The sequence below is a fragment of the Aquimixticola soesokkakensis genome, assembly GCF_900172375.1.
In the GTDB taxonomy this organism is placed as follows: Bacteria; Pseudomonadota; Alphaproteobacteria; order Rhodobacterales; family Rhodobacteraceae; genus Aquimixticola; species Aquimixticola soesokkakensis.
On the sequence record NZ_FWFS01000001.1, the window covers coordinates 494,810 to 521,775 of the forward strand.

Sequence of the window (26,966 nt, forward strand, 5' to 3'; positions counted from 1 at the left end):
GACACCGCCTCAGGCGTCGAGGGTGGCCCGTTTGTCGAGCTTGAGGATGGTCCAATGCAGCGCGGTCATGAAACCCGCCGCGCCGATCAGCGCGATGTTTGACAGGACCTGCACCTGCAAGGCTTGCCCGCTGGTGCCAACCTCTGCCGAGAGCAGGAAAATAATGTTGATGTTGATCGCCCAGAGGGTGGTTTTGGGGTTGGCGCGCAGGTAGGCGCCAACCGCGAGAAACGGGATCGCGACAAAGATCGCCTCCATTCCGCTCATGCCGGACACATCCAGCACCACACGGTAGGCGACGCCCGCCATCGCGCCGATCATGGAACTGGGGACGATGTTTTTCAACATGCCCTCGGGATTGGGGCGCGACCCGATGATGGTCGAAAAAATCGCCAGCCCCATGGCGATCGACAGGGTCACCACGCCGGGATGCCAGATCACCACTGCCCCGCCAACCAGAACCACCACCGCAGCAATCACCCCGTTGCGCCGCGCGATGTGGTTGCCGTGGTTTACGCGCAGGGGCATGTGCTGGGCGCGCATCGGGGTGAAGGGAAACGTGGTCAGCGTTACCGCGATGACGCCGATCAGCGTGCAGAACATCCGGTCATAGCTGAGGGCCAAGACGGTGCTGTCGACGGTGTGATCCAGCAAGAGGCTGGGCAAAATGATCACGGCCACGGTGATCGAGATCAGCATCGCGGCGTAGCTGAACACGGTGCCGATCCAATAGGCGGTTGCCGTCGCCACCCCGACGGTGAACGCCATGAGCAAAAGATGCAGGGTCTTGCCATCGGTCAGCGTCAGTGCGCTGATCGCAAGGGCCGCACCGATCAGCGTGCCGATCACGCGCAAGACAGCGCGTATGACCAGATCTTCGCGAAAGGCCTGGGACACCACCCAGACCGGCATCGCCGCCCAATAGGGATGTTTCAGCCCGAGGAATTGCGCCAGCACGAGCGCGCCTGCCGCGGCCAGAAACAATTGCGCCGTGCGAAAGGAGACGGGGCCAGGGAAGACGGTCATGGGGGCGTACCTTTTGAATTCGCGTTCTCCCCGATAGCCATTCTAGGGCGGGGCCGCCGCCCGCCAAGAGCGGCGCATCAAAAAGGACGCCTAGAACCCGCTTTGCACCTTGATGTGACTGTGGGAATGGGGCGGACCCTCGTTGTGGACATGTTCCACCGCATCCTCGACGACGGGGATCAGCCCCAGTGTACCATGCATCACGCCGCGCTCGACAAACAGCGCTTCGGCATAGCTTTGCACATCCACCACGCGGCCCCGCATCACCACCACATCCACCATCGTGGAATGATCCAGCGGCACGGACATGGAGGCAACGGTTTGATCGTGGCGGTCAAGGCGGCTCTGGGGGACACGCGCCGCCAGATTGCGCACGCTTTGATCAACGACATAGCTCATCACCCCGACACATCCGGCCTCTTGGGGGCCTGCGTGACGGGCGCGCAGCGCTTGGCGCAACAAGTCGCGAATGGCTTCAGAGCGGCTATGGCCGCCTGTGTCGCGCAGATAGGCATCCACTTCGCCCGCCAGCGCGTCGTCCAATGTGATCGTGGTGCGCTGCATAGGCGGCCCTTTTCCCTTGCGACTGGGGGCAGCGTAAACCACCCGCAACGCAAGGGGAACACCCATAGAATTTTTGCCGCAATGCCGCATTTTCGGCCCCGTGCCCTTGCGGGGGATGTCCGGAGTATGATTTATTGTCCCGTAATTCATACTTTCTACCCTCCCACCAAAGTGATCTGACATGCTGCAATGCCTTCGTCGCGAACGCCCTTCTCTGTCGCCTGTTCCCGCGCATCTGCCCAAGTCAAAGACGCGAAATATGGCGGTGCTGCTCTGTGCGCTGGGGGGGGCACCGGCCCTGCCGGCGCAGGCGCATTTCCTGCAAGTCATCCCCTCGACGGATGTTGCGCCCGAAGGCGGCGCGGTGACCTTGGACCTCAGTTTCACCCACCCGTTCGAGGGCGGGCCTGTGATGGCGCTCGACAAGCCGCAATCCCTCACGCTGACCCAGAACGGCACCACCAGCGACCTGACGGCGCGACTGGTACAGACCCCGACAGGCTGGGGCAGTAGCCTGTTTCTGGCCGAACCGGGGGCAGCGGTGATCGGCGTGACGCCCGAACCCTATTGGGAACCGGTCGAGGGCAAATTTATCCAGCATTTCACCAAGGTGATCGTCGACAGCTATGCCTCGGGCGAGGGGTGGGACCGGTTGCTGGGCCTGCCGGTGGAAATTCAACCCCTGACGCGCCCCACCGGAGTATGGGCGGGGAACCTGTTCAGCGGTGTGGTGCTGAAAGCGGGCGCGCCCCTTCCCTTTGCCGAGATCGAGGTGGAATTCATCAATGACGGGGCAACGGGCGAGGTCGTGGTCGCGCCCAATGATGCCTTCGTCACGCAGGTGCTCAAGGCCGATGCGAATGGCACGTTTTCCTATGCCATGCCGCGCGCGGGATGGTGGGGCTTTGCGGCGCTGACCGAGGCCGATACGCCGATGGTCGCGCCCGATGGGCGCAGCGTCCCCGTCGAAGCGGGGGGGCTGATCTGGGTGCGCGCCACTGACATGTCGGGCGGGGCCTAAGGTATGGCGCATATCCCGGATGGCATTCTTTCTGCGCCGGTTTTGATTGCAGGCGCGGTGGTGACGGCAGGCGGTGTGGCCTTGGCGCTGCGGTCCATGGACGAGCGCGCCATCCCGCGCGCGGCCATCCTTGCGGCGGTGTTTTTTGCCGGATCTCTGGTCTCGGTTCCGATGGGGCCTGCGTCGGTGCATTTGCTGTTCACGGGGGTGATGGGCGTTTTGTTGGGGACGGGGGCTTTTGCGGCCGTTCTGACGGCTTTGATGTTGCAGGTGCTGTTGTTCGGCGTTGGCGGATTGACCACTCTGGGCATCAACACGCTGAATATCGCGCTGCCTGCGGTGGTCGCGGGCGCGATCTTCGGCCCGCTGATCCGCAGCACCGCGCGCCCGTCGCGCGCCAGTGGCTATGCGGCCTGTGCGGCGGTTCTGGCGGTGGCGGGGACTGCGGGTTTGGTGGCGCTGTCCCTCTGGCTCTCCGATCCGGCCTATACCCCTGCGGCGCGGGTGATGGCGCTGACCTATCTGCCGCTTGCCCTGGCTGAAGCCGCTGTGAGCGCGTCCGTTGTGGGGTTCATCAAACGCGTGCAGCCCGATGCGCTTGCGCCGCGCGCGCAAGCGGCGCATCCGGTGGTCACACCATGATCCGTGCGCTTGTCCTTTTGTGCGCGCTGCTCGTCGCCTCGCCTGCTTTTGCGCATAAACTCAAGGTCTTTGCGACGCTGACGGACCGCACCGTTTCGGGATATGCGTTTTTCATCGGCGGCGGGCGGGCGCAGGGCGCGCAGTGGCAAGCCCTCAGCGGCGAGACGGTTCTGGCCTTTGGGACGACCGATGATGCGGGCGGATTTTCCTTTGCGGCGCAGCGGCCCCAAGCACCGCTTGTCGTGACCGTTGACACCCGCGAAGGCCATATCGCGCAGGCGATTTTGCCCCCCGAGCGCTGGGCGCAGACCGCCTTGGCGCAGGATGCGCAGGGGGCGGCCCCGACATCCACCGTGCCCCAAACGCCTGCCACACCTGCGCCCGCGCTTGCCCAAAGCCTTGAGCGGATCGTCAGCACCGCGGTGCAGCGCGAAACCGCACCGCTTCTGGCGCGGATCGAGGAAATGGATGCGCGGATGCGGCTGACGGATATTATCAGCGCGCTCTGTCTGATTGCGGGGCTTGCGGGCGTTGCGCTTTGGGCGCTGCAGCGGCGCAGATGACGCAGGACCTGCGCCCCTCTTTGGCCTGCGCGCTGATTTTGGTCCTTGCGGTGTCGCAGCTTGCAAGCCTGAGCACCGCCCTCGGCGCATTGGCCTCTACGGTGCTTGGGGGGCTGATCTGGCAGCGCGCGCGGCTTGTGGCGCACAAGCGCCGCCTTTTGCATCTTGAGGTGTTCTTGCTGCTGGTGCTGCTGACCTTGCCTTTCACGGTTGCGGGCACCGCGCTATTTTCGCTTGGTCCGCTCGTTGCGAGCGTCGAGGGCGTGGCGCGCGCGCTTCTGGTTGTGGCCAAGATAAGCACGGCGGTGCTGTTGATTACCCTGTTTCTGGCGCAGGCCGAACCGCTGGCCCTTGCGCGGGCGTTGCACGCGGCCCCGCTGCCCAAACCGCTGCTGCGTCTGATCAGCCTGACCCTGCGCTATCTGAGTGTCGTGTCGGATGAATTCAACCGGCTGCGCGAGGCTGCAAAAGCGCGCAGTTTTCGGCCTGCAACCACTCTGCGGACATGGCGGGTGATGGGGCTGATGATGGGCACGATGCTGCTGCGGGCGCTGTCGCGGGCAGATCGCATTTCCGAGGCGATGCGCGCGCGCAGCGGGGCGGGGCACATGCCGCACCTGCCGCTGCCAGCCCTGTCACGCCGTGATCACCTGCGGATCGGCGCAAGCCTGATTGGCGCCCTCTTTTTGACTGTGATGGATCGCCTATGACCGCCCCTGTTGTGCTGGACCGTTTGAGTGTAACGCGCGATGGCCTGCCCGTTTTGCGCGAGGTCTCCCTGACGCTGGCGCCGCGCGACCGGCTGGCCATCGTCGGGCCGAACGGGGCGGGAAAAACCACTTTGTTGCGCGCCATTATGGGCCTGCAAGTGCCCAGCAGCGGCACAGTTGCCCTGTTTGGCCAGACCTGCACCCACGAGGCGGAGTTTCGCAGCCATCGCCCCCGCATCGGGTTTTTGTTCCAAGACAGCGATGACCAGTTGTTTTGCCCCACAGTGGTCGAAGACGTGGCGTTCGGGCCGCTCAATCTGGGCCAGAGCAATGCGCAGGCGCTCAAGATCGCCCGCGAGACGCTTGCGCATCTGGGGATCGCGGCGCTGGCCGAGCGTCTGGTGCATAAGCTGTCGGGGGGCGAAAAGCGGCTGGTCTGTCTGGCGGGGCTTTTGGCGATGCGCCCGCAGGTTTTGCTGCTCGATGAGCCCACCAACGGCGTGGATGCCGAGAACGGCGCACGGCTGCGCGCGGTTTTGCACGGGTTCGAGGGCGCGATGATCATGGTCAGCCATGACGACGGGTTCGTGGCCGATCTGGCCAACCGCGCGCGGTTGCTATCGGGCGGGTGCCTGCAAGAGGCCGACATTCACGATCACGCGCATCTGCACCGGCACCCGCATGTGCATCCGCGCATGAAAACAGACCCTAATGCTGGATGAAATCGCCCAGAACTCCGAGTGCGCCGGTAACGCCCATGCCGCCGCCCGAATGCCCCACAAGGGCCACAGACCCGTTGATCGCCGCAGCGGATCGCACGATCTGCGCGATGATATCCGCGCCGGTCGTCCCCGTGTCCCACGCCCATGCGCCCTGCCAGGCGCCGTGGATCAGATGAGCGTCGGAGCAGAGGCTGCCTGGCACTGTCTCACGCTTTGGCGGCATAGGTGCGGGCATACATGGCCCGCAGATGCTGCTCGACAGTGATCGGCGGGGAGGCCGGCCCTTGCCGGGGGTCAAGGCTTTGCCCGCCCAGCACCTCATAGCCGCGATTGCAGGGCGAATTTGCCTTGTCGAGGGCGGTTTTGGCCGCCACCGGCAGATCGAACAGCGCGCGGGTCTGTTCCATGACCGCCGTCATCAACCCATGGGGGACGCCGTGTCCGGTCACATAGAAAAAACCGTGCGCAAGGCAGGCCTCGCGCATCTGTGCGCCGACTTTTGCGCGTTTGTCGGTATCACTCGACACCAGATCGCTGATGTCGATCATTGGCAGGCTGGCAGGCATTGCGACCTCTTTTCGCTCCAAAGTCTGGATGGAATTGCCCTGCGCGGCGGAACCTGCGCGCAGGGCTTGGGGCATTATGCCTTTTGGGCGGGTTTGCCGGCGAAATTCGCGTTCAGGCGCATTTGCATGTAGTCGCCCGCCGTCATCGGGTCATATTTGCCCTCGGGGCCTTCAAGCATCGTGTCCTTGTTGGCCTGACAGAAAAAGGCCATCGACTGGCGCGGACCCATATATTCGCCCTCTTTGGGCATCCGCACGCGATGCAGGTTCGACATCAGCTTGTCATCGGACCAGCGCATCAGCATGTCACCGATGTTGCAGGTGATCACACCGCCCAAAGGGGGCACATCCGTCCAGGCCAGATCCCCGCTTTCGGCATCCTTTCCGGGGCAGAGTTGCAAGCCGCCGTGTCCCTCGCGCTGGTGCAACAGTGTCAGGCAATCGTAATCCGTATGCGCCCCCGCGCGCCAGAATTTGAAATCTTCAGGCGTGGCGTCCTCCATGCCCAGATAGTTGATCAGGCGCAGGGTCGATTGATAGTGCGGGCTTTCGGGGTCATGGCCATCGGTGAAGAAATCGCTGTGAAAGCCAAGCTTGTCGGCAAAGCAGGACAAGACCTTCATGCCGACCATCCAATTGTGCCGCTCAAAGGCCAGCATTGTCGCCTTGAAGCCCGCAACCTCTTCGCCCTTGGGCCAAAGCGCGCCCTCGCCCATGCGCGGCAGGGTGATCTGGTAGCTTTCCTTATTGTCGGGCGTGCCCGTCGAGGGGCGCACCTGCGCCTTGAATTCCCAGCCTGCATTCGTGCCCTTGCGCAGCGGGTATTGCGCTTTGGTGTCCTGGGGCAGGGCAAAGAATTCCGCAGATAGGGCAAAGGCATCGTCGATCAGCTCGAGGGGAATGCCATGGCCTGTCAGTTGGAAAAATCCGATTTCGGTGGCGGCTTTCCACAATTCTTCGGTGATCTCGGCCTTGCGGTTGAAGAAATCCGACATGTCGATGCGCGGGATGTCGCGGTGGATTTCGCTGCCCATGCCGCCAAAGCCGGCTTCCTTGTTCAGTTCTTTCAGGGCGTAATTAGGTGTCATCTTTGCAGTCTCCGGTTGATGCGGGCGGACCCGCCTGAGGGGACCGGAGCAATGACCGCGCCTTTGCGCTGACTGCTTCTACTCCGGAGGATCGCGCACAGGGCGCGCGCGAATGGCGAATTAAATGGCGCCTTAACGGGTCTCTTTGGGCAGGGACCACGGAAAGAGGCGTTTCTGGATCTGGGTGACGATCTGAAAGAGCAGCAGCGAAAGCGCGACCAGCAAAAACAGCCCGGCCCAGGCTTGGGGCAGTTTGAACATCGAGGTCGAGAACTGGATGAAATAGCCAAGCCCCGCATCCGCCGCGACAAATTCCGCCACCACCGCGCCAATCACCGACAGGGTGATCGAAATTTTCAGCCCCGAAAAAATGTACGGCAGGGCATAGGGAATGCGGATTTGGGTGAATTCACGGTAAGCGGGTGCATTCAGCGAGCGCGACAGCTCGATCAATTCGGGGGGTGTGGCCATCAGGCCCGTTGTCATCGACACCACGAGCGGAAAGAAGGAAATCATGAAGGTAATGACCACGCGCGGCGCGTCATCCGTGCCAAGCACCACGATGATGATCGGCGCGACGGCCACGACAGGCACCGACTGGATCACCACCAAAAGCGGATAGAGGCAGCGGGTGAGAAAGCGGGATTTCGCAAGGCCGATGGCGATGGGCAGCGACACGGCGATGGCGACGACATAGCCCAGCATGGCCACGCGAAAGGTCGACCAGACATGTTCGGCCCAGCGGGCAAAGGACACGGCGCCAAAGCCCTCGACGATGCGCGACGGGGGCGGCAGCACGTAGGTGGGCACCTGAAAGGCGCGGGTGAGGGTTTCCCACAGGATGAGCACCAGTAAAAATGTCAGCCCCGGCAGGAGGGCAGGCGTCTCGATCAGCCGCTCGCGCAGCGGCGGTTTGATCTGCGGCGCGCCCGCTTGGGCGGCCTTGGACGGGGCGGGGGCCGTGTCGGAGGTATCGGGGATCGCCGTCATGGGTCAGGCCGCCTCTGGTTTTGGGGAAGGTTTTGCGGGTTTGATCAGCAAGCTGCGCAGATGGGCGGCAAATTCCTGCACTTCGGGCGCGCGCAGGGATTCCTCGCTGCGCGGGCGGCCCAGCGGCACCTTGAGGTCGGCAATGACCCGCCCGGGACGTTCGGACATCACCAACACCCGATCCGCCAGAAGGACCGCTTCGGGGATCGAATGGGTGATGAACATCACCGTCTTGGGACTGGCTTGCCACAGGCGCAGCAATTCATAGCCCATTTCGTCGCGCGTCAGCGCATCAAGCGCGGAAAACGGTTCGTCCATCATCAACAGATCGGGGTTGAGGAACAGCGCGCGGGCAATGCCCACCCGTTGTTGCATGCCCCCCGACAATTCGCCCGGCAGGCGTTTGCCAAAGCCCCCCAAACCCACGGTTTCCAGTATCTCGCGCGCGCGGTCGCGGTGTGCGGGGCCAACGCGCCCCTTGGTGTGTTTGACGGGGAAAACCACGTTCTCCTCGACGCTGGCCCAAGGCAGCAGCGTGGGTTGCTGGAACACAATGCCCACATCCTCGCGCGGGCGGGTGACGGGCAGGCCGAGCACCGTGATCTGGCCGGCGCTGGGCATCATCAGACCCGAAGTCAGCCGCAATAGGGTCGATTTTCCGCAGCCCGACGGGCCCAGAACGGCCACGAATTCATGCTGCGCGACCTCAAGGTTCACCCCGCCCAAGGCGGTCAGAGGGCCGCTTTTGGTCGCAAAGACCTGAGCGACATCTTGAAACGAAATGGCGGGCGGGGCGAGGGTCATGCAGGCTTACTCCTGAAAGCCGTCAGCGATGATGCTGGCAGGATCAAGCGCGGACTCGTCCAGCCCCTGGGCCTGCGCCACCAGCGACCAGGTATTGGCCACGCGCGCGGGCAGCAACGCCCCAAGCCCGTCTTCGTCGGTCTGGGAATTGAACGCCAGAACCGAGGCATCCAGCCACGAACCTTTCACATCCTCGACCCCCAGTTCGGGCACCATCGCGGCAACGTCGGCCGCGGCCTGATCGGGATTGGCCTGGGCAAATTCCATCGATTTCTTGAAGGCTTTGACAAAGCGTTTGGCGACATCGGGGCGCTCGGTGAGGAAGGTGTCGGAGGCCACGAGAGTCGCGGAGTACAATTCGATCCCCGCATCCGACCACGGCAGAACGATGACGCCTTTGCCCGCGTCCTCGCCCTGGTTCATGTAGCGGGTGATATCGGTGACCCATGCGATGATCGCATCGGTTTGCCCCGTCATCAACAGCGGCCCAAGCGCGCCCGGATCGGCTTTGGTCAATTCGATGTCGGCCTCTGACAGGCCGTTTTCCGACAGAACCAGCGGCAGGAAGATATTGGAGGAGGTAAAGGGCGAGGTGGCAACCTTCTTGCCAGCCAGATCGCTGATGGAGGTGATGCCGCTGTCCATCAGCGTGTAAAAGGCGTGCGGGCCTTTGTTGAAGATCGACATGACGGCTTTGACGGGCACGTCATCGGTGGCAACGGCGGCCATGATCGCCTCCATGCCCGCAGAGCCGATGTCGGAGGTGCCTGTGGCGATTTTTGTGATGGCCTCGGTTGACCCGCGTCCGCCTTCGATAGAAATGTCCAGGCCCTCGTCGGCGCAGAACCCCTGCTGCACGCAGACATAGATCGGGGCTTTGTCACCGCCCGGCAGCCAGTCAAGCTGGTAGGTCACGTGGTCTTGCGCAAAGCTGGCGGCAGGCAGTGCGCCAAGCGCAAAGGTCAGCGCTGCGGTCGTGCGGGCAATCTTGGTTGGTGCGATCTTGAGGCGCATAGATGGTCCTTTTTTTCCCTGTTGGCTTAACTGCGGTTTTGCGCGCGCAGGACGCTGCAGTGTCCCCTGCCAGATGCCCCGTGCGTGCAATTTGAAAGCCGTTTTTTTTGTGTGTGTAATCGAGAGAGCCTAGTTCATCCGGTTTGTCGCGCCGCGCCCGTTATCGGGTGCGCAGTCGCTGCTGCTGGATGAGCAATGTCAGAGCTGGCTTTGGGCCGATACTCACCGCTTCTACTCAAGGTCAGACTGGCAAAGGCGGGTGTGCGCTGTCACGCAAACCGCGCTTGGTGCCGGTTTTCTGGCGACATCTGCCGCGTTGTTGGGCGAAACTGGCGGCTATGGGCTAATAATTGTGCAAATCTTGCGCGCAAACAGGGCGTCGGGACGCAGAACGGGGGGCGAACCTTGCGGAATCGCCGTGGCGCGCCGCGCAGTGCCGGTGAGGTCCCAATTGGAAACATCATCATGACACAGACGCGTACCGTAACACCCGAACAAGACATCGCCCTGCTGACCCGCTCGATCGAGCTTGCCACGGAGTCGCGTGCGCGCGGCGACCACCCCTTTGGCGCGCTTTTGGCAGGGCCGGACGGCGCGGTACTGCTGGAGGCGATGAACACCTGTGGCTCCAAGGGGGATCGCACCGGCCATGCAGAGCGCAACCTGATGACGCAGGCCTCCATTGCCTATGCGCCGGAGTTTCTGGCGCAATGCACGATGTACACCAGCGCCGAGCCCTGCGCGATGTGCGCCGGTTCGGTCTATTGGGCGGGGGTCGGGCGGGTGGTCCACGGCATGTCCGAAGTCGCCTTGAAGGCGCTGATCGGTCCCGACCCTGAAAACCTGACGATGGATTTGCCCTGCAGGGCGGTTTTTGACGCGGGGCAACGCAGGGTCGAGGTGGTCGGCCCGTTGCTGTCGCGCGAAAGCGCCGTGGTGCATGAAGGATTCTGGGAGGGGCTTTAAGCGCAGGCCCCGCCACCTCCCTGCGCGAAAGGCCTCAAAAGAGGCCCGTGAAAAGAGCACGCGGCGATAGATTGTTGCGCAATGGCAACCTTGCGCGGGTCGAATTGATCCGGCATGAGCGGTTTTTTGCTTTCTTGGTGACAGGGGCCGCGGGGTGCGACATCACGATACCGACCCCGAAGAACCATAAGAATTCACGGAGCACCGAGCAGATGCGCATTCCTCAGGCCCTTTTTGCCCTTTCCTTTGTCTTTGGCCTCGGGGCGCAGGCCCTTGTCGCGCAAGAGGCAGGTGGTGCGTCGCGCACCAGCGCTTCCACAGGGAACGCGGGCATTGCCATGGGCGATAGTGCGGTCGAGCCGGACGCCTATCGCCAGCGCCGCTTTCATCTGGGCTTCGGGCGGCTGTTTTCCAACGACCGTCTGGGCGATGGCAAAGACCGCTGGCGCACGGGGTCCTATGTGATTTCCAACGTGCGTGGCTATGATTGGGACGGTGAATTGCCCGACAGCTTCGGGTCGCTGGTCGAATATCGCAGCCGCTCGGAAATTATCGCGCCCTCGAATGTGTCCAACCCCGATGAAGGCGCGCGCCGCCACGCCGGTGTCCTGTCGTTCGGTGCGCACACGATGTGGCAGTACGAAGGTGTCGAACTGGCCCTGGGCGCGGATGCGGTGTTCGTCGGTCCGCAAACCGGCCTTGGAAAGTTTCAAAAGTGGATTCACGAGCGCACGGATAACCCCTTGCCCGATCTGAGCGACCAGATCGAGGATGCATTCTACCCGACCTTGACCTTCGAGGCCGGCAAGACCTTTTCCTACGGGCTGCTCGACGTGCGCCCCTTTGCGCAAACCATGATCGGATCGGAAACCTTGGTGCGCTTTGGCGGGGATATCCTGCTTGGGTGGGTGGGCCACAAGGACGTCTGGCTGCGCGATGTGACCACGGGGATACGCTACGCCGCGACCCGCGAGGAAGAAATGGGCGGCTCCATTTTTATCGGCGCGGATGTGGCCAAAGTCGCTTCCAGCAAATTCCTGCCCGGCGATGAGGGCTATGAGCTGAGCGATCTGCGCAAACGCCTGCGGGCAGGCTACCGTGTGCAGGGTGACAAATTGGGGATTTTCTACGGCATGACCTATCTGTCGCCGGAATTCGAAGGCCAGTCCGAGGGGCAGGTCACGGGATCGGTGCAGTTCAAACTGCGATTCTGATCACAGCGGCCCCCGCCGCATTTCACATGTTCTAAACCATAGGTCTGCGTCGAAACGAAAGTCTTAACAAAGTCTTGGGCCTGTGTTAGCGTCACCGCAATAAAAATGAAAATCAGCGGTCCAACGAGGCCGCGCAGTTGGCAGGTATACAGGCATGGAAACGGGCTCGAGCGGCACGTTTGTCATCGCATGGTCGCAGGTGGAACTTGAGGGTTTCGTCGATGCATCGCTTTCGGCAGTCACCATCGGCGCTTCGTTGCGCTGGCGGGGGGCAGCGATCTGTGTGGACAAAAAGACAGATATTCTTGTGCTTTCGGGCGCGCAAGAGACGGTGGCCCTGCGCGGGCGGGCCGCAAATTCGGTGCATCGCATCAATGGCAGGCCCTTTGACGGTCCCTCCTCCGGTGGCTCGCAGGAGGTCCAGACCCATCTGATGGAAGACGGGTTCGATGTCACCGACGGCGTTGCCCAATATTCCTTTTTCGTCATTGACCGACCCGATGGCGACCCGTTGCTGATGTGTCACGGCGCGATGCCGCCCGTGGGGGCGGAACTTTGGGTCGTGCGCAGCTATCTGGTGCCGCGCGCGCGGTTGCTTCCTGAAGGGCAGGGCTTTGGACAGGTCTCTGAACGGGCGACTGTCTGCTTTACGGCAGGCACGCAGATCGAGACAGCGCAGGGCAGTTGCGCGGTTGAGGCGTTGCGGGTAGGCGATCTGGTGCAAACGGCGGATAACGGTCTGCAACCTGTGCGCTGGATCGGCGCGCGCAAATTGTCCGGCGCGCGTCTGTTTGCAATGCCCTGGGTGCGTCCGGTGCGTCTTCGCCAAGGGGCTTTGGCGGGCGCCTTTGGCAATGGCGGGCCGCAGCGCGATCTGTTGGTGTCACCCGATCACCGAATGGTGCTGCGCGGAGCGCCCGCGCGGGCATTGTTCAACGAGTCCGAAGTCTTTGTGCGCGCTGGCGATCTGGTGGATGGCGATCGCATTCAGGTCGATCAAAGCCTGACCGCGCTGACCTATGTGCATTTGATGTTCGACGCCCATGCTGTGGTGATGGCCAATGGCTGTGCGACAGAAAGCTTCCACCCCGAAGGCGCGGACCTGCGCCATCTGTCCCAGAGCGCCCGTGCCGCCCTGTTCGACAGGTTTCCCCAAATTGCGCAAGACAGCTGGCGCTACGGCCCGCTGGCACGCCGCGCCCTTGCCCCCGCAGAGGCAGCCCTGTTGCGCTATGGCTATGTGCGCTAGGGCTTTAACGCCGGTCTGCGTGGTTTTTGAGGCAAAGATCCGCGCAGCGCTTGACTCCCCATCAGCGGCCTATATAAGCCGCCCATCCTGACCCGTACCTTGTGCGGGAAAGGTCATTTGGTGTTGGTGGCCCCCGCAAGGGGATGCCTGTCGGCCAGGTCGGTAACTGCATCCAATATGCATAGTCCGGCGGACGCAAAGGACAGCACCTTTCACATGCAGCCAGCGGGCGCAGGGCATTCGGTCCCGCATTTGCTGGCGCACCACTTTGAAAGGATCCAGATTGTGACCAAACGCACATCTGCCAAGTACAAAATCGACCGCCGCATGGGCGAAAACATCTGGGGCCGCGCGAAATCGCCGGTCAATCGTCGTGAATATGGCCCCGGCCAGCACGGTCAGCGCCGCAAGGGCAAACTGTCCGACTTCGGTATCCAGCTGCGCGCCAAGCAAAAACTCAAAGGTTACTACGGTGACCTGACCGAGAAACAGTTCCGCCGCATCTTCGCAGACGCCGAGCGTATCAAGGGCGACACGGGTGAAAACCTCATCGGCCTGCTCGAATCGCGCCTCGACGCGGTTGTGTACCGTGCGAAATTCGTGGCGACCGTCTTTGCGGCCCGCCAGTTCGTGAACCACGGCCACGTGACCGTGAACGGCAAACGCGTGAACATCCCCTCCTACCGCGTGAAAGAGGGTGACGTCATCGAAGTGCGTGACCGTTCCAAGCAGCTTGCTGTTCTGCTCGAAGCTGTGGCTTTGACCGAGCGTGACGTGCCCGATTACATCGACGCCGATCACAACAAAATGGTTGCGACCTTTGTGCGCAAACCCGGTCTCTCCGATGTGCCCTATCCGGTGCAAATGGAACCCAACCTCGTCATCGAATTCTACGCACAGAACTAAGGTTTGCGGGGCAGTTGCCTCGCATCCGGTTCGTGCCGATCCTTGCAAAGGCCGCTCCATCGGGGGCGGCCTTTCGCGTTTGTGGCATTTCAAACCTACTCGGCGCTTTGTTGAAAATAACGCAGGCGCTGCGCCTTCGGATGTCTGGTCACAGCCCCTCCCCTTGGCTAGAAGAGGCCGGACGATATTTACGGGGGCTGTTATGGCTGAGACGATCAAACCCAAGGCAGGCATTATGGACATCGCGCTTTACGTAAGCGGCGAAAGCCATGTTGACGGCCACACGGAGGTTCTCAAACTGTCGGCCAACGAAAACCCCTACGGTTGTTCCGACAAGGCCAAGGCGGCCTTCCTGCGCACGGCCCAGACTCTCAACCGCTACCCCGGCACGGATCACCGCGCGCTGCGCGCCGCGATTGGCGAGGTCCACGGCCTTGATCCCGACCGGCTGATTTGCGGTGTCGGATCGGATGAGGTGCTTCAGTTTATCGTGCAGGCCTATGCCGGTGAGGGCGACGAGATCATCACCACCCAACACGGGTTTTCGATGTATCCGATTTTGGCCAAAATGGTGGGGGCGACGCCGGTCACCGTGGGCGAAGACGAGCGGGTCATCGACGTGGACGCGATTTTGGCTGCGGTCACGACGCGCACGCGCGTGGTGTTCCTGGCCAACCCCGCCAATCCCACCGGCACGATGGTCGAGCGGGGCGAGATGGAACGCCTTGCCGCCGGATTGCCCCGCAGCGTGTTGCTGGTGCATGATGGGGCCTACGCTGAATTTGTCGAAAATTTTGACGGCGGCGCGGCGCTTGTTGATGCCTATCCCAACGTGATCATGACCCGCACCTTTTCCAAGATTTACGGTCTGGGCGGGCTGCGCGTGGGCTGGGGCTATGCCAGCCGCGAGATCATCGATGTGCTGACGCGGCTGCGCCAGCCTTTTAACCTGTCGGAAATCCAGATGGCCACCGCAGAAGCCGCTGTACGGGATCGCGATTTCGTCGAACGGTGCCGCACTGAAAACGCCAAATGGCGCGAATGGCTGCGCAATGCACTGGTGCAAATGGGGGTTGGTTGCGATGCAAGCCATGCCAATTTCGTGCTGGCGCGCTTTGAGAACCCCCAAGAAGCCGAGGCCTGTAATGCCGCTCTGCGTGCCGACGGGATCATCGTGCGCCCTGTCAAAAGCTACGGGCTGCCACAGGCGCTGCGCATTACCGTGGGCGACGAAAGCGCGTGTCGCCGCGTGATCCATGTCATTGCCACGTTCAAAGGCATTCGCTGATGGCTGTGATGTACAACCGTGTCGCGCTGTTGGGGCTTGGCCTGATTGCAGGCTCCCTGTCGCTGGCACTCAAACGCGGTGGCCTTGCGGGGGAAATCACCGGCTATGCCCGCTCGCCCGACACCCGCGCAACGGCGGCCGAGATCGGCCTTGTGGATCGCGTCTGCGACACGGCGCATGCTGCGGTAAAAGACGCCGATCTGGTGGTGCTCTGCGTGCCGGTCGGGGCCATGGGGGCCTTGGCCGAAGAGATTGCGCCGCATCTCAAACAGGGCGCGGTGGTCAGCGATGTCGGCTCGGTGAAGAAGGCGGTGATCGAGGCAGTCGGCCCGCATATCCCTGAAGGCGTTCACTTTATTCCCGCCCACCCGATGGCGGGGACGGAGCATTCCGGGCCGCGTTCGGGATTTGCGGAACTCTTTGACAACCGCTGGTGCCTGATCGTGCCCGCCGAGGGCAGCCCCGAGCCCGAGATCGCGCGGCTCGAACAGATGTGGCAGGCGATCGGGGCCAATACCGAGCGGATGGAGGTCGAGCATCACGATCTGGTCTGCGCTGTGGTCAGCCATATTCCCCACCTCATCGCCTATACGATGGTCGGTGTGGCGGATGATCTGAACCGCGTGTCGGACTCCGAAGTCATCAAATTCTCGGCTGCGGGCTTTCGCGATTTCACCCGTATCGCGGCCTCCGACCCGACGATGTGGCGCGATGTGTTCCTGACCAACAAAGAGGCCACGCTGGAGGTGCTCGGGCGCTTCACCGAAGAGCTGTTTGCGCTGCAACGGGCGATCCGCACCGGCGATGGCGATCAATTGTTCGACTATTTCACCCGCACCCGCGCCGTGCGGCGTGGTATCATCGACGCCGGTCAGGACACCGCAGCGCCCGATTTCGGACGCGCGAACAAGCCAAAGACCTCGGAGCCGAATGGGTGAGCGCGCGCGCGCCTTTTGTCGCAGCGGTGGTCTGCGCGGCGGCGGTGATCGTTGCGCTCTGGCCCGCGGTGGCACAGGCCGATCTTGCGCGCTCGCCGGTGCCGGTGCCGCGTCCCGGTGGTGACATCGTCTCCCCGCCGCCCGTGCCCGCTGACGCAGCGTCGATGGCGCAGCGCCCCCTACCGCGACCGGGCAGTGCGACGCTCCCCCTGTCGGCCTCTGCCTATGTGCCGCAGGGGATGATTGCCTCCCCGCGTCCCACACATCGGCCGGATCGTGGGGCGGACCGCGCGCAGCAGGCAGCGCTTGCCCCCGCACCCTCAGCACCCAAGGCTGCCAGCTTCGCAGGCTCTGTCTGCGGCGTCGCGGCCATCAAGGGAACGCGGGTCGGGTCTGTTCCGGGCGCGGGCGCCTGCGGCATCGAGGAGGCGGTCAAGGTGACCTCGGTTGCGGGCGTCGGCCTGTCTTCCGCGGCCACGATTGATTGTGCGACCGCGAAGGCCTTGAATACATGGGTCGAAACCAGCGCCAAACCCGCTTTGGCGCGCAACGGCTCCAGCCTGTCAAAGCTGCTGATCGCCGGAAGCTATGCCTGTCGCGGGCGCAACAACGTCAAGGGCGCAAAGCTGTCGGAACATGCGAAAGGCCATGCGGTGGACATCGCGGGCTTTGCGCTGACAGCGGGCAAGCCCTTGAGCGTGCTCAAGGATTGGCACAGCCCCGCAGGCGCGGTTTTGAAAGAGATGCACAAGGGGGCCTGTGGCCCGTTCGGGACGGTGCTGGGCCCGGATGCCAACGCCGCCCACAAAGACCATTTCCATTTCGACACAGCGCGCTATCGCTCGGGCAGCTATTGCCGGTAGGGCCCTAGCGGATCACCAGCTTGGGTGCAGGGCCAAGCGGGATTGGCCCGAGAAACACCTGACCGCCAGTGAAGTTCAGCGTCACGTCCAGCCGTTCGGGGTTGGGGCCAAAGCGCGCAATCAGTCCCACGGTGCCCTCGATCAGCCCCGCCATATCTGCGGGAATCGATCCCGAGGCCACGCCCAGCCGGATCATTTCGCGCCAGTTTTCCATCCGAACCTCCAGCTTGCCCGTCGGATCTCCCTCGCCATCAATATCCAGAACACCCGCCGCGCGCAGGGCCAGATCGCCCCAGACCGCGTTGAAATCGCTGATCACGATGCGCTCGGGTTGGGGGCGCAGCGTTTCGATGGCGCGCAGGGACCACGGCGTGTCGAATTTCGTGGTCACATCTGCCGAGAGTTCCGTCAACCGGTCTGGAAACAGCCCGCGCGGGTCCAGTTGCGCCTTGAACGCGGGAGTGGGGGCCAAGCCGTCCAGCGCGAAAGTGCTTCGAAGCGTGTCGCGCCCTGCCTCGGTGGCTTGGGTGTCAACCGTGCCGCGATCCAGCGTAAAGCCCCAGCCCAGATCGGACACCACGGCCAGTTCGCGCAGCGCGACGCGCGCGGCGTTGACCTCGAAGCCAAGCGAAGGGGCGACATCCAGCGTGGCCGACACGGCCGTGTCGCGCAGGTTGATTTTCTGCAACGGCGTGGCAAGCAGCGCCTCTTGGGGCAACACCATCGTCACGCTGTTGGGGCGGCGCGAGCGGGCTTTGATCGCCAGATCGGGCGCTGTAAGGGCAACGCCGGTCGCCGGATCGGCCAGAGCGGGCGCGCGGATCACGGTGTCGAAGGTCGCGGGAAAGCCTGTGGTCTCGACGCTGGCATAGTCGGCCTGCCACCCGAGGGTCGCGCGCGCATCAAACCAGGACGCGATCGACCGCTCGATGCTGCGCGCTGTGTAAAACCAATAGCCGACGAACAGCAGAGCTGCCAAAATCGCCACGCTCAGCAGCGCCTTGATCGGATGTCGCATTTTATCCCCTTTTGTGACGCTTTCGCCTGACTGTCAGAGTGGTATGTATGGCGCAAGGCACCCTAAGGAAAGGTCTCCTCATGCGCCCGCTTTGGGTCTTTGGCTATGGATCGCTCATCTGGAACCCCGGATTCGAGCCGGTGGAACAGGTGATTGCGACGGCGACAGGCTATGCGCGCCGCTTTTGCATGTGGTCGATCCACCACCGCGGCACGCCCGAGGCTCCGGGTCTGGTGCTGGCATTGGACGCCGATATCGATGCTGCCTGTAGTGGTGTGGCGTTTCGCGTGGCCGATGCCGATGCGGATGCAGTGCTTGCGGCCCTGCGCGAGCGCGAGTTGGTGTCTTCGGCCTATTTCGAGGTCAATCTGCCGCTTTCCTTGTCGGATGGCCGCCGCATCGACGCCGTGACCTATGTGGTCGATCCCGAACACAGGCAATACACAGGGGCGCTGTCGCTCAAGCGTCAGGCCCAGATCATTGCGCAGGCCAAAGGCGGGCGCGGCCCCAATTGCGACTATCTGGTGAATACCGCCCAGGCCTTGGCGGGCATGGGCCTGCACGATCCCGAGCTGGAGGAACTGGTGCGGCTTGTCGCGACAGACACCGCGCGCCGCTAAAGCGCACTGACGATAAGTTTTATTGGCATGCGCCGCCGCAAACCCCTAGGCTGGGCGCAACAAACAGGCAGACAAGTCAGGACACAAGCGATGGACCAGCGGAACCCCGAGGTCGAGCTGCATTTCTCGCAACCGGTGCGTCAGGTGACCCTGATGCTCATCGTGCTGGGGCTGACGGCCTTTGGCGTCTATGTGGCTGCGCCGCGCGTCGCAGGTGTGTTCCTCTCAAGCCCCTATCTGAACGGGTTTATCGCCTTTGTTTTTGTGATGGGCGTGTTGTCGTGCTTTTGGCAGGTGCTGCAACTGATCCAGTCGGTGAACTGGATCGAACGCTTTACCGGCTTTCGTCCCTCGGGTGAAACGCCGGTTGCGCCGCGCCTTTTGGCCCCGCTTGCGGCGCTGATGCGCAGCCGTGGGAAGCGGACGCAGATTTCGACCACCGCGGCGACCTCCATTCTGGATTCGGTGGCGACACGGATCGACGAGGCGCGCGAAATTACGCGCTATATTTCCAACCTTTTGATCTTCCTCGGACTTTTGGGGACGTTCTACGGGCTTGCCACGACTGTCCCCGCCGTTGTCGATACCATCCGCTCGCTCGCACCCGCCGATGGCGAAACTGCCGCCGATGTGTTTCCCCGCCTCATGAGCGGCCTTGAAGAACAGTTGGGGGGCATGGGCACGGCCTTTGCCTCGTCGCTTTTGGGTCTGGCGGGGTCGCTGGTGGTGGGGCTTTTGGAATTGTTCGCCAGCCACGGGCAGAACAGGTTTTTCCGCGAGCTTGAGGAATGGATTTCGACCTTTACCCGCATCGGATTTGCCAGCGAGGGGGACACTGGCGATGCGCAGGCCGGTGGCATGATGGACTATGTCAGCGCCCAGATGGACGCGTTGCAGTCGCTGTTCGTGCAATCGGATGTCTCGCGCGCCCTCGTGGACGAGCGGCTCGGCACGCTTGCCACATCCATCGAGCGCATGACCGGCGTGATGGAAGCACGGGCGACAGCGGCGACACCGGGGCAGGAGGCCGCGACGGCGCAGGCGCTCACCCGCCTTGCCGAGGGGCAGGAGCGGTTGATTGCGCTGCTTGAGCGCCGTGACACCGCGCAGGGCGCACAGCCCCATCAAGACGCCGAAAGCCGGATGCGGTTGCGCTCGATGGATGTGCAACTGCTGCGTATTCTGGAAGAAATTTCTGCCGGCCGTCAGGAAAGCCTTGCCGAAGTGCGCGCCGATATCGCCGCGCTGACCCGCGCGGTCCGCCAAAGCGCGGGCCCTGCGTCGGGGCGCTAGCATGGCCAGACTGTCACGCGCATCGCAACGCATGAACGGCGCGATCTGGCCGGGATTCGTGGATGCGATGACCTCGCTGTTGCTGGTCCTGATGTTCGTGCTGTCGATCTTTATGATCATGCAGTCGATCCTCAGCGAAACCATCACCGGACAGGAAAACGAGCTGGACGCGCTGACCTCCGAGGTCAATGCTTTGGCGCAGGCTTTGGGGCTGGAACAGCAGCGCAGCGATGGTTTGCAAACCCAGGTCGCGGGCCTGACGGCGACCCTTGAGGCGGCGCGCGACAGCGCGCGCGAACAATCGGACCTGATCGCGGCGCTGACTGCGAAAAACGATGCCGCCGTAGCGCGCATCGCCAGTTTCGAAGACCAGGTCGCAAGTCTGATCGCCGCGCGCGATGCGGCCTTGGGCGAAAACGAGGCGCTTGTGGCCTCGGTCGAGGATCTGCAATCCGCGCGTGCGCAACTGATCAACGAGCAGGAGGCCATGCAACTGGCGCTGGCCAAAGCGCGCGACGAAATCGATGCCAGCAGCGAGGCGGCGCGGCTTGCGGCGGCGCGGCGCGAGGCCTTGCAGGCGTTGATCGCGCAGATGAAAACCGATGCCGAGGCCAATGAGCAAGCGGTGAGCGCGGCGCAGGCCCGTGTCGAGGAGGCCGAGGCGGCGCAGCTTGCCGATGCTGCCGCGCTTGAGGCCCTGCGCGCGCGGTTTGAAAACGCGCAAACCGAACTGACGGCGATGACGCTGGCGCTGGAGGAACAGCGCAAACAGGCTGAGGAGACGCTGACCTTGCTGGCCGCTGCGCGTTCGGCCCGCGACAGCCTGAGCGAAGAGTTGCAAGCTCAGGCCGCAGCGATGACGCAGAGCGAAAAACAGGCGGCGCTCCTTGCGACCGCGCGCGCGCAACTGGCCGAGGAAGAGGCGCAAAGTGCCCAAAGCCAGCGCCAGATGGCCGCGCTAAACGCGCAAGTTGCCGATTTGCGCAGCCAACTGTCAATTCTACAGGGCATTCTGGACGAGAGCGCCGATCAGGACAGCGCCGCACAGGTGCAGATCGACACATTGACCTCGCGCCTCAACGCAGCGTTGGCACGGGTGGCTTCGGAGGAACGCAAACGCGCCGCTCTGGAAGAGGCCGAGCGCAAGCGGTTGGAACGCTACCAGTCGGAATTCTTTGGCAAGCTGCGCGATATTTTGGGAGATCGTGACGGCGTGCGCATCGTTGGCGACCGGTTTGTGTTCTCGTCCGAAGTTCTGTTCCAGCCAGGCGCTGCGACTTTGTCGCCTGCGGGGCGTGCCCAAATCGCGCAGGTGGCGGGTCTGTTGCAGGAGGTCGCGGCAGAGATCCCGCCGGAAATCGACTGGGTGATCCGCGTGGATGGCCACACGGACATCACGCCGCTGTCGGGCACGGGGCTGTATCGCGACAATTGGGAACTCAGTCAGGCGCGCGCCCTTTCTGTGGTGCGCTTTATGACCAATTCGCTGGGCTTCCCGCCCGAGCGGCTCGCGCCAACGGGATTTGGCGAATACCAACCCGTGGCCCCGGGGAATTCACCCGAGGCCCTCGCGCAGAACCGGCGGATTGAATTGAAACTGACGGAAAAATAGCGATCACGACAAACGCAGTCAGGGCGTGATGGTGAGGGCGATGGTGAGGCTGTCGATCTGCGCGCCGTCACGCCACATTTCGACCGTTCCGCTATAGGCTCCGACGGCCCAATCGGTCCCGCGTTTGCCAATCGCGCGAAACAGTTGCGCCTGTGTGCGTTCCAGCGGAACGGTTTGGCGCAGGATGTCGCCAGAGGGACCGGTCAGGCGGAGTTGCAAGCTGTCGCCCGCCTGCGCCCCGAACGCATAGCCCCAGAGCACAAGGGCCGGGGCCGTTGCGGGCAGGGCCTGCGCGGCGGCGGTGCCTGCTTTGATGTCGTCAAAGCTGGGAATGGCGGCGGAAAACCCCGCAGCGATCAGCCCCCCTGCGTCATAGGCAGGCGGGGTTTCCCAAAGCGTTTGCGGCGCATCGGTGCCACAGGCGATCATGCCGTCGGGGTTGAACGGATCAATGACCGCGCCCTCGTGGCGCAGCGACAGATGCAGATGGGGAAATTCGGTCGCTCCCGAAAGCCCCACCGCGCCAAGGCGCGTGCCCGCACCAACACGCTGGCCCGATTGAACCGTGATCGACCCCTGTTTTAGGTGGCAATACTGGGTTTCCCAACCATCCCCGTGATCGATCACGACACCATTGCCGCATTCGATACCGCTGACGTCGGGGGCGTTCGGGGTTTGCTGGGACTGGTCGGGGACGCCATCGCGTATACCGCGCACCACACCCGGAGCAGCGGCCAGAACCGCGACATCGGGTGACAAGGCGGCGCGGGAGGGCAGGGCGAAATCAGTGCCTTTGTGACCGTCATAGCTGAGCGGCGCGCAGGTGAAATCGGCGGCGCCTGGGCCGGGGTCCGTGTCGACGTAGTTCTGGATGTAGCAGGTCTCGCCCGGGGTACAGTCAATGGGGAGCCGCAAAACAGGATCCCTCGCCACGGCAGGCGCGGCGAGGGAGATCAGTGTCAAAGTGAGGCAGGATAGTCTCACCGAAGGTTAGTCCGCCGTCAGCAGGGGCGGCTTTTTGGAGGCGGAGATGCGCGAGCCGGCTTCCTCGATCTGCAGATCCAGCGCGCCGTCTTTGACCGCGACTTTGACCACACCGCCCTTGGCCAATTTGCCAAAGAGCAATTCTTCGGCCAGCGGCTTTTTGATGTATTCCTGAATAACGCGGCCCAGCGGGCGCGCCCCCATCTTGTCATCATAGCCTTTGTTGCCAAGCCATTCCGCAGCCGGTTTCGTCAGTTCGATATGCACGTTGCGGTCCATCAGCTGGGCCTCGAGTTGCAGCACGAATTTCTCGACCACTTGCAAGATCACGGATTTGGGCAGCGGCGCGAAGGAAATGACCGCGTCCAGACGGTTGCGGAATTCCGGCGTAAAGGTCCGTTCAATGGCGGCGGTATCCTCGCCTTCGCGACGATCGCGCCCGAACCCGATGGCTTCTTTCGCCTGCTCGGTTGCGCCCGCATTCGAGGTCATGATCAGGATCACGTTGCGGAAATCCACTGTGCGGCCGTTATGATCGGTCAGCTTGCCGTTATCCATCACCTGCAACAGGATGTTGTAGACGTCAGGGTGGGCCTTTTCCATTTCATCCAGCAGCAGGACGCAATGGGGATGTTGGTCGATGCTGTCGGTCAGCATGCCGCCCTGATCAAAGCCGACATAGCCCGGAGGCGCACCGATCAGACGCGAAACCGCGTGTTTTTCCATGTATTCGGACATGTCAAAGCGCAGCAATTCCACGCCAAGGCTGTCGGCGAGTTGCTTGGCGACCTCGGTTTTGCCCACGCCGGTCGGCCCTGCGAACAGGTAGTTGCCGATGGGTTTTTCCGGCTCGCGCAGACCGGCACGCGCCAGCTTGATGGCCGAGCTGAGCGCTTCGATAGCTTTGTCCTGACCGAAGACCACGCGTTTGAGCGTCATTTCCAGATCTTTGAGGATCATCGCGTCATCTTTGGACACGTTTTTCGCCGGAATGCGGGCGATTTTGGCAACCACCGCTTCGATTTCCTTGGCGCCGATGGTTTTGCGGCGCTTGGATTCGGACACAAGATGCTGCGCCGCCCCCGCCTCATCGATCACATCGATGGCCTTGTCGGGCAGTTTGCGGTCGTGAATATAGCGCGCGGAAAGCTCGACGGCGGATTTGATCGCATCCTGCGTGTAGCGGATGTCGTGGTGTTCCTCGAAATAGGGTTTGAGGCCCAACAGGATTTTCACCGCATCATCCACCGAAGGCTCGTTGACGTCGATTTTCTGGAACCGGCGCGCCAGCGCGCGATCCTTTTCGAAATGCTGGCGGAATTCCTTGTAGGTCGTGGACCCCATGCAGCGCAGCTTGCCACCCGCGAGGGCGGGTTTCAGCAGGTTGGAGGCATCCATCGCGCCGCCGGATGTCGCGCCCGCCCCGATCACGGTGTGGATTTCGTCGATGAACAGCACGGCATCGGGGTGGTCTTCAAGTTCCTTGACGACCGCTTTCAGCCGTTCCTCGAAATCGCCGCGATAGCGGGTGCCCGCCAGAAGCGCGCCCATATCGAGCGAGTAGATGGTCGATTTGGACAGGATTTCGGGGGTAGCGCCATCGACGATCTTGCGCGCAAGACCTTCGGCGATGGCGGTTTTGCCCACGCCCGGATCCCCCACCAGCAGCGGGTTGTTCTTGCGGCGGCGGCAGAGCACCTGAATGCAACGCTCGACCTCATGATCGCGCCCGATCAGCGGGTCAACGTCGCCCTTTTTGGCTTTGACATTGAGGTCCACGCAATATTTGCCAAGCGCGGTCTCTTTTTCTTCGGCGGGGGCGGCGGAGGATTGGGTGCTTTCGCCGTCCTCATCCATGTCCGAGGCCCCCTGCACGGGGCGGGTTTCGCCAAAAGAGGGGTCTTTGGCGACGCCATGGGCGATGAAATTCACCGCATCGTAACGGGTCATGTCCTGTTCTTGCAGGAAATAGGCGGCGTTGGTTTCGCGTTCGGCAAAGATCGCGACCAGCACGTTGGCGCCGGTGACCTCGGTGCGGCCGGAGGATTGCACGTGGATTGCGGCGCGCTGGATCACGCGCTGAAACGCCGCCGTTGGCACGGCTTCGGAGCCCTCGACATCGGTGACGAGCGTTGACAGCTCTTCCTCGATGAAATCGACAAGGGTTTTTCGCAACTCTTCAAGATCGACACTGCACGCCTGCATGACGCGGGCTGCATCCGGCTCGTCGATCAGGGCGAGCAACAGGTGTTCCAGGGTAGCCAGCTCGTGACGGCGCGCATTGGCTTGCGCAAGTGCGGCGTGGATGGCTTGCTCGAGAGTGTTCGAAAAAGATGGCACGTCGGAGTGCTCCTTGCATTCTGGGTCAGGAGGGGCGCCGGGCCCGCAACCAACCGTGGCCTCATATTGTTAAAGTTCGATTGAAATGCGCGCGCTTCAAGTGGTTTCTGTCATCACGCCGTCATTTTTTCTGAGTGGTCAAAAAATGGGCAGTGTGAAAACAGGCGTGTCGAGCCAATTTGGCCCGTCTGTCTTAATGACATATGAACGCGGCGCGCGGGATCAAGGGTTGTCGATCGTGTGACTGTGCGCCCCGTCCCGCCAGCGGCGCGCAGACAGGCTGGGGCAATGGGCGCGGCATCAAGGGGACGAAGGCGCGGAGCTAGAAGCGGTCCTTGCGGGCTCGAATCTCGGTAAAGGCATCGACATCCTGCGCACCCGACATGTCGAGCAGGTCTTTTATATGGGGAAGATGCGCGCGCAAAAACGGATTGGTCGCAAGCTCCTCGGCCAGCGTCGAGGGCACGGTCGGCACGCCCTTGGCGCGGGCGGCGGTGATGGCGGCCACGCGATCCGCAAGGTCGCTGTTCTCGGGTTCGATGGTTTGGGCAAAGCGCGCGTTCGCGGCCGTGTATTCGTGGCCGGAATAGATCACGGTATCAGAGGGCAGGGCCGCAAAGCGCGTCAGTGTTTCCCACATCTGCGCGGGGGTGCCTTCGAACAGGCGGCCGCAGCCCAAAGCCATCAGACTGTCCGCGCTGAACAGGGCGCGGCTGTCGGGGATGTGAAAGGCGATATGGCCAAGGGTATGGCCATCCGCCCCCATCACATGCACCTCATGGCCGACAAAGTTGAAGCTGTCGCCCGCGGCCAGAGCCTGATCGAGCGGCGGCAAGCGATGCGCATCGGCTTTCGCCCCGACCACCTGCGCACCCGTCGCTGTCACGATCTGCGCGATGCCATCGGTGTGATCCGCGTGATGATGGGTCAGCCAGACCTCGTGCAGATCCCACCCACGGGTTTTCAGAGCGTCCAGAATGGCCTGCGGGTCGGCGCTGTCGACAAGCGCGGTCCGCCCTGTGGCCTCATCATGCACCAGAAAGTTGTAATTGTCCGAACGGGTTGCGAGGGTGACGATCTCAAGAGGCATGGTAATTTCCACCGTTCGGGTTAAGCTGTCTCCAATCTGGGCCTTTTTGCTGCGGTTTCAATGCATCACGACGTCGTCGATCTGAAGAATTTCTATTACCGCACCGGATTGGGGCGGGCGGCGCAGCGTGCGATCCGCGATCAGGTCACAACGCTGTGGCCCGAAGCGCAGGGGCAAACCGTGGCCGGTTTCGGCTTTGCGGTGCCGCTTTTGCGCCCCTATCTGGGGGATGCGCGGCGCGTGATCGGACTGATGCCGCAACAACAGGGCGTCATGCATTGGCCTGCGGGGCTGCCCAATGTGTCGGTGCTGTGTCAGGAAACGCTCTGGCCGATCCAGACTGGGCATGTCGACAAGCTGGTGGTGATGCACGGGTTGGAAACGACGGAAAACGCCCCTGCGCTACTGGAAGAATGCTGGCGTGTGCTTGGCCCGGGCGGGCGGGCCTTGTTCATCGTGCCCAATCGCGCGGGGATGTGGTCGCGCCGCGAAGGCACGCCCTTTGGTTTTGGCAAACCCTACACGTTGAGCCAGCTGGAAACCCAACTCAAACGCGCGCGCTTTGTGCCCGAGCGGCATTGCGCCGCACTGTTCCAGCCGCCGTCCCATTCGCGCTTCTGGCTGCGCTGGGGGCGGCTGTGGGAAAAGATCGGGCGCAATCTTGCCACGCATTACGCCAGCGGCGTGTTGATGGTCGAAGTGTCCAAACAGGTCTACGCGCCGACACAAAACGGCACGCCCGAAGCGCTGCGTCGCCCCGCGCGCAAGGTCGAGTCCCTGCGGCCTGCGGGCGCGAAACCAATTTAAACGTCCTGCGGGCGGGGACGCGGGCGTGGCGCGGGCGTGGCAGAGGGCCGCGCATCCGTAGCGGGGCG

General features: G+C 62.9%; 28 protein-coding genes. 16 read left to right on the forward strand and 12 right to left on the reverse strand.

Annotated elements, in window-relative coordinates:
- Nucleotides 1-9: 9 nt before the first annotated feature.
- Nucleotides 10-1,026: an FUSC family protein gene (locus AQS8620_RS02405; RefSeq protein ID WP_085835207.1), complete on the reverse strand. Its 1,017-nt coding sequence runs from the start codon at nucleotides 1,024-1,026 to the stop codon at nucleotides 10-12.
- A gap of 90 nt (nucleotides 1,027-1,116) precedes the next feature.
- Nucleotides 1,117-1,590: a nickel-responsive transcriptional regulator NikR gene (gene nikR / locus AQS8620_RS02410; protein ID WP_085835208.1), complete on the reverse strand. Its 474-nt coding sequence runs from the start codon at nucleotides 1,588-1,590 to the stop codon at nucleotides 1,117-1,119.
- A 259-nt stretch (nucleotides 1,591-1,849) separates the two neighbouring features.
- Here nikR and AQS8620_RS02415 point away from each other — a divergent pair, with 259 nt between their 5' ends.
- From AQS8620_RS02415 to AQS8620_RS02435, 5 genes are read left to right on the forward strand one after another with little or no spacing between them, the layout of a single operon-like run.
- Nucleotides 1,850-2,611: a DUF4198 domain-containing protein gene (locus tag AQS8620_RS02415; protein ID WP_085835365.1), complete on the forward strand. Its 762-nt coding sequence runs from the start codon at nucleotides 1,850-1,852 to the stop codon at nucleotides 2,609-2,611.
- A 3-nt stretch (nucleotides 2,612-2,614) separates the two neighbouring features.
- Nucleotides 2,615-3,253 (forward strand): cobalt transporter CbiM, encoded by a 639-nt coding sequence (gene cbiM / locus AQS8620_RS02420; RefSeq protein WP_085835209.1) that lies wholly within the window; start codon nucleotides 2,615-2,617, stop codon nucleotides 3,251-3,253.
- Complete coding sequence (locus AQS8620_RS02425) at nucleotides 3,250-3,816, forward strand: NikL family nickel/cobalt ECF transporter subunit (RefSeq protein WP_085835210.1); 567 nt, start codon at nucleotides 3,250-3,252, stop codon at nucleotides 3,814-3,816. Before cbiM ends, AQS8620_RS02425 begins: the two co-directional genes overlap by 4 nt.
- Nucleotides 3,813-4,526, forward strand: coding sequence for an energy-coupling factor transporter transmembrane component T family protein (locus AQS8620_RS02430; RefSeq protein WP_085835211.1), 714 nt, complete (start codon nucleotides 3,813-3,815; stop codon nucleotides 4,524-4,526). Before AQS8620_RS02425 ends, AQS8620_RS02430 begins: the two co-directional genes overlap by 4 nt.
- Nucleotides 4,523-5,248, forward strand: a complete 726-nt coding sequence (locus AQS8620_RS02435; RefSeq protein ID WP_085835212.1) for an energy-coupling factor ABC transporter ATP-binding protein — start codon at nucleotides 4,523-4,525, stop codon at nucleotides 5,246-5,248. Before AQS8620_RS02430 ends, AQS8620_RS02435 begins: the two co-directional genes overlap by 4 nt.
- Here the strand turns inward: AQS8620_RS02435 and AQS8620_RS02440 are convergent.
- The 6 genes from AQS8620_RS02440 to AQS8620_RS02465 form a co-directional block, all read right to left on the reverse strand.
- Nucleotides 5,235-5,450, reverse strand: coding sequence for a hypothetical protein (locus AQS8620_RS02440; protein ID WP_085835213.1), 216 nt, complete (start codon nucleotides 5,448-5,450; stop codon nucleotides 5,235-5,237). The two genes, AQS8620_RS02435 and AQS8620_RS02440, sit on opposite strands and share 14 nt — an antisense overlap.
- A gap of 4 nt (nucleotides 5,451-5,454) precedes the next feature.
- On the reverse strand, nucleotides 5,455-5,889 hold the full coding sequence (locus AQS8620_RS02445; protein WP_085835214.1) for a 2-oxoglutarate and iron-dependent oxygenase domain-containing protein: 435 nt from the start codon (nucleotides 5,887-5,889) through the stop codon (nucleotides 5,455-5,457).
- Nucleotides 5,889-6,902: an isopenicillin N synthase family dioxygenase gene (locus AQS8620_RS02450; RefSeq protein WP_085835215.1), complete on the reverse strand. Its 1,014-nt coding sequence runs from the start codon at nucleotides 6,900-6,902 to the stop codon at nucleotides 5,889-5,891. The genes AQS8620_RS02445 and AQS8620_RS02450 overlap by 1 nt, the downstream gene beginning before the upstream one ends.
- A gap of 132 nt (nucleotides 6,903-7,034) precedes the next feature.
- The gene (locus AQS8620_RS02455; RefSeq protein WP_085835216.1) at nucleotides 7,035-7,892 is read right to left on the reverse strand and encodes an ABC transporter permease; all 858 of its coding nucleotides are present in this window, start codon (nucleotides 7,890-7,892) and stop codon (nucleotides 7,035-7,037) included.
- A 3-nt stretch (nucleotides 7,893-7,895) separates the two neighbouring features.
- The gene (locus AQS8620_RS02460) at nucleotides 7,896-8,696 is read right to left on the reverse strand and encodes an ABC transporter ATP-binding protein (RefSeq protein WP_085835217.1); all 801 of its coding nucleotides are present in this window, start codon (nucleotides 8,694-8,696) and stop codon (nucleotides 7,896-7,898) included.
- A 6-nt stretch (nucleotides 8,697-8,702) separates the two neighbouring features.
- Entirely contained in the window at nucleotides 8,703-9,710 is a 1,008-nt protein-coding gene (locus AQS8620_RS02465) for an ABC transporter substrate-binding protein (RefSeq protein WP_143267386.1), read from the reverse strand.
- Nucleotides 9,711-10,175: 465 nt separating this feature from the next.
- Here AQS8620_RS02465 and AQS8620_RS02470 point away from each other — a divergent pair, with 465 nt between their 5' ends.
- The 7 genes from AQS8620_RS02470 to AQS8620_RS02500 all read left to right on the forward strand — a co-directional run bounded on the left by AQS8620_RS02470 (nucleotide 10,176) and on the right by AQS8620_RS02500 (nucleotide 17,134).
- Nucleotides 10,176-10,676 (forward strand): nucleoside deaminase, encoded by a 501-nt coding sequence (locus tag AQS8620_RS02470; protein WP_085835218.1) that lies wholly within the window; start codon nucleotides 10,176-10,178, stop codon nucleotides 10,674-10,676.
- A gap of 47 nt (nucleotides 10,677-10,723) precedes the next feature.
- Complete coding sequence (locus AQS8620_RS02475; RefSeq protein ID WP_143267387.1) at nucleotides 10,724-11,890, forward strand: lipid A-modifier LpxR family protein; 1,167 nt, start codon at nucleotides 10,724-10,726, stop codon at nucleotides 11,888-11,890.
- 154 nt (nucleotides 11,891-12,044) lie between these two features.
- Nucleotides 12,045-13,139 carry a Hint domain-containing protein gene (locus AQS8620_RS02480; protein ID WP_085835220.1) on the forward strand — a complete coding sequence of 365 codons (1,095 nt, stop codon included), beginning with the start codon at nucleotides 12,045-12,047 and terminating at the stop codon, nucleotides 13,137-13,139.
- 285 nt (nucleotides 13,140-13,424) lie between these two features.
- Nucleotides 13,425-14,045: a 30S ribosomal protein S4 gene (rpsD, locus tag AQS8620_RS02485; protein WP_085835367.1), complete on the forward strand. Its 621-nt coding sequence runs from the start codon at nucleotides 13,425-13,427 to the stop codon at nucleotides 14,043-14,045.
- A 202-nt stretch (nucleotides 14,046-14,247) separates the two neighbouring features.
- Nucleotides 14,248-15,333 carry a histidinol-phosphate transaminase gene (gene hisC / locus AQS8620_RS02490; protein WP_085835221.1) on the forward strand — a complete coding sequence of 362 codons (1,086 nt, stop codon included), beginning with the start codon at nucleotides 14,248-14,250 and terminating at the stop codon, nucleotides 15,331-15,333.
- Nucleotides 15,333-16,271: a prephenate/arogenate dehydrogenase family protein gene (locus AQS8620_RS02495; protein ID WP_085835222.1), complete on the forward strand. Its 939-nt coding sequence runs from the start codon at nucleotides 15,333-15,335 to the stop codon at nucleotides 16,269-16,271. The genes hisC and AQS8620_RS02495 overlap by 1 nt, the downstream gene beginning before the upstream one ends.
- Nucleotides 16,268-17,134, forward strand: coding sequence for an extensin-like domain-containing protein (locus AQS8620_RS02500; protein WP_234990352.1), 867 nt, complete (start codon nucleotides 16,268-16,270; stop codon nucleotides 17,132-17,134). Before AQS8620_RS02495 ends, AQS8620_RS02500 begins: the two co-directional genes overlap by 4 nt.
- Before the next feature lie 4 nt (nucleotides 17,135-17,138).
- Here AQS8620_RS02500 and AQS8620_RS02505 read toward each other — a convergent pair whose 3' ends face one another.
- The gene (locus AQS8620_RS02505) at nucleotides 17,139-18,152 is read right to left on the reverse strand and encodes a DUF2125 domain-containing protein (protein WP_085835223.1); all 1,014 of its coding nucleotides are present in this window, start codon (nucleotides 18,150-18,152) and stop codon (nucleotides 17,139-17,141) included.
- 80 nt (nucleotides 18,153-18,232) lie between these two features.
- Between AQS8620_RS02505 and AQS8620_RS02510 the strand changes: the two genes are divergently transcribed.
- From AQS8620_RS02510 to AQS8620_RS02520, 3 genes are all read left to right on the forward strand, one after another.
- Nucleotides 18,233-18,772 carry a gamma-glutamylcyclotransferase gene (locus AQS8620_RS02510; RefSeq protein WP_085835224.1) on the forward strand — a complete coding sequence of 180 codons (540 nt, stop codon included), beginning with the start codon at nucleotides 18,233-18,235 and terminating at the stop codon, nucleotides 18,770-18,772.
- A gap of 90 nt (nucleotides 18,773-18,862) precedes the next feature.
- Nucleotides 18,863-20,065, forward strand: a complete 1,203-nt coding sequence (locus AQS8620_RS02515; RefSeq protein WP_085835225.1) for a biopolymer transporter ExbB — start codon at nucleotides 18,863-18,865, stop codon at nucleotides 20,063-20,065.
- A gap of 1 nt (nucleotide 20,066) precedes the next feature.
- Nucleotides 20,067-21,677 carry a peptidoglycan -binding protein gene (locus AQS8620_RS02520; protein ID WP_085835226.1) on the forward strand — a complete coding sequence of 537 codons (1,611 nt, stop codon included), beginning with the start codon at nucleotides 20,067-20,069 and terminating at the stop codon, nucleotides 21,675-21,677.
- Nucleotides 21,678-21,695: 18 nt separating this feature from the next.
- On the opposite strand, the gene AQS8620_RS02525 is transcribed toward AQS8620_RS02520, so the two are convergent.
- The 3 genes from AQS8620_RS02525 to gloB all read right to left on the reverse strand — a co-directional run bounded on the left by AQS8620_RS02525 (nucleotide 21,696) and on the right by gloB (nucleotide 26,091).
- Nucleotides 21,696-22,592: a M23 family metallopeptidase gene (locus tag AQS8620_RS02525; protein ID WP_234990353.1), complete on the reverse strand. Its 897-nt coding sequence runs from the start codon at nucleotides 22,590-22,592 to the stop codon at nucleotides 21,696-21,698.
- Between the two features lie 75 nt (nucleotides 22,593-22,667).
- Nucleotides 22,668-25,001: an ATP-dependent Clp protease ATP-binding subunit ClpA gene (gene clpA / locus AQS8620_RS02530; protein WP_085835228.1), complete on the reverse strand. Its 2,334-nt coding sequence runs from the start codon at nucleotides 24,999-25,001 to the stop codon at nucleotides 22,668-22,670.
- A gap of 322 nt (nucleotides 25,002-25,323) precedes the next feature.
- Nucleotides 25,324-26,091 carry a hydroxyacylglutathione hydrolase gene (gene gloB / locus AQS8620_RS02535; RefSeq protein WP_200809577.1) on the reverse strand — a complete coding sequence of 256 codons (768 nt, stop codon included), beginning with the start codon at nucleotides 26,089-26,091 and terminating at the stop codon, nucleotides 25,324-25,326.
- A 60-nt stretch (nucleotides 26,092-26,151) separates the two neighbouring features.
- On the opposite strand from gloB, the gene AQS8620_RS02540 reads away from it, so the two are divergent.
- Entirely contained in the window at nucleotides 26,152-26,898 is a 747-nt protein-coding gene (locus tag AQS8620_RS02540) for a class I SAM-dependent methyltransferase (RefSeq protein WP_085835229.1), read from the forward strand.
- Nucleotides 26,899-26,966 lie beyond the last annotated feature (68 nt).